The sequence below is a fragment of the Microtetraspora sp. AC03309 genome (genome assembly GCF_020826795.1).
Taxonomy (GTDB): domain Bacteria; phylum Actinomycetota; class Actinomycetes; order Streptosporangiales; family Streptosporangiaceae; genus Microtetraspora; species Microtetraspora glauca.
Genome location: NZ_JADDIL010000307.1, coordinates 1 through 720, shown reverse-complemented (window position 1 = coordinate 720; position 720 = coordinate 1). Strand labels below are relative to the sequence as shown.

Sequence of the window (720 nt, the reverse complement as noted above, 5' to 3'; positions counted from 1 at the left end):
CCCGAACCTGCAGCTGTCCCTGAGCCGGCGAAGCGCGCCGGTCGGGTGCGCCGCTTGTTCCGTCGTAACCGGTAGAGACCCGGTTCTGGCATCCTGGCTGTATGACTGATCCGTCGCAGCCCGGAGGCCCCTCGGATACCCCGCCACCGGCCGGTTTTCCGCCACCGGCGGGATACCAGCCGCCACCGGGCTATGCGCCCTATCCGCTGGCGTTTGTGGATCCGAACGCGCCGTTCGGCCGTCATCCGGTTACCGGCGAACCGCTGTCCGACAAGTCGAAGGTGGTGGCGGGTCTGCTGCAGTTGGTCGGCCTGTTCGGTTTCGTGGGCATCGGGCGGATTTACCTGGGCGAGACCGGTTTCGGAGTCGCGCAACTCATCGTGGGCCTGATCACCTGTGGCATCGGTGCCGTCATTTGGGGTCTCATCGATGCGATCCTGATCCTCACCGACAGGGTTCGCGACCCTTACGGTCGTCCACTGCGCGATGGAGCGTAGAACCAGGGGAATCGGGGCTGCGGGGCGCTATTCGCTGCTGGCCGGCGTCGTCGGTGCCGGCGCGCTGACGTATACCGGTGTGGCCGATCCCCACCGCCCTGGGTTTCTGTTTCCCGGCTGCCCGTTCAAGGCGCTGACCGGATGGAACTGTCCGGCCTGCGGGGGGCTGCGAATGACCCATGATCTGCTGCACGGTGACGTGGCCGCGGCCGTCGTCGACAAC

Annotated in this window: 2 protein-coding genes; both read left to right on the top strand. The window is 66.8% G+C overall.

Annotation, left to right across the window (positions count from 1 at the left end):
- Positions 1 to 101 precede the first annotated feature (101 nt).
- Positions 102 to 497 carry a TM2 domain-containing protein gene (locus IMZ11_RS43005; protein WP_228649384.1) on the top strand — a complete coding sequence of 132 codons (396 nt, stop codon included), beginning with the start codon at positions 102 to 104 and terminating at the stop codon, positions 495 to 497.
- Positions 487 to 720 (top strand): DUF2752 domain-containing protein (locus IMZ11_RS43000; protein WP_228649382.1); only part of this gene is annotated, 234 nt, incomplete at its 3' end. The genes IMZ11_RS43005 and IMZ11_RS43000, both read left to right, overlap by 11 nt.